The following is a 945-nucleotide window of genomic DNA, read 5'->3' as shown; positions in this document are numbered from 1 at the left end:
TGTTTGTTTGGGGAGTTGCAGTCATTTGTGCAGCTGTCCTTGTGGGTGAAAATCTCGCATTTATCGTACTAGTAAGAACTGCTAGTATGTTCTTCTTAACCAACTTAACTCTTGGAACTCTAGCGCTTTCGTTTGGTGCTTTAAGCGGCAAGCGCGCCATTGGTGGTATCCTTATAGGTGTCTATACTTTTTTATCATACTTTATTAACGCGCTTGCTGGTCAGAGTGACATTGTTGAAAAACTCAATTATTTAAGCATTTTTAAATATGCGAATTACATTTCTTTGGCTAATACAGCTATAGAGATACTCAATGTCGCAATCATTTTTGCAATATTGCTGATTTCATTTTGTCTTGGTTATGTCATTTTCTACCGCCGTGATATACAGATGAACTGATATTTAGGTGAGGTCATTCTTTTGATTATCGCTTAAACATTTCCCTTAGTTTAATGCGACTTAAATAAGGACAAAAACTATAAAAATCTCTTCATTTCAGGCCATGTAGATCTCTGTTCTATGTGTCCCCAAAAATGCTGTTTTTGATAAATACACTTTGTTGTCACTTGGCGATTTCATCGTTTCAATGCACGAAACTCCCTTTTAAATCAATCACTTAACCGCTTATCTTGAATTTTCTTTTCTACAATACGATTTACATGGCTAACTCCAGCTACTATTGCTCAAAATAGTCTAAGCGCTTTTAAAGAAGCCGCTTTTTTTGTACCATCAACATTTCGTAATACTCTTAAAGGTTGCATTAACATCATATCATTCATACTAGGAAAGGAATTCGCATTTTCTAGTTCAAAACTTATGGTAAAACTGGAATCTTCAATCTCATTAAATTTACCATTAATTGTTAATACTGTACCAGCACCCTATGGCGTACCATTGCCAATCGTACCAACTTTAATAGTATCCCATTGCCATTGCACATTCTTTA

At 35.2% G+C, this 945-nt stretch carries 1 pseudogene; it reads left to right on the top strand.

The features are described from left to right. A pseudogene (locus tag RU86_RS12205) lies at positions 1-398 on the top strand (ABC transporter permease subunit); the annotation flags it as partial. Positions 399-945 lie beyond the last annotated feature (547 nt).

Source organism: Pseudolactococcus piscium (assembly GCF_002441695.1).
GTDB lineage: Bacteria > Bacillota > Bacilli > Lactobacillales > Streptococcaceae > Pseudolactococcus > Pseudolactococcus piscium.
The sequence above is the reverse complement of the archived record's forward strand: the minus strand, read 5'-3'. Positions and strand labels throughout refer to the sequence as shown.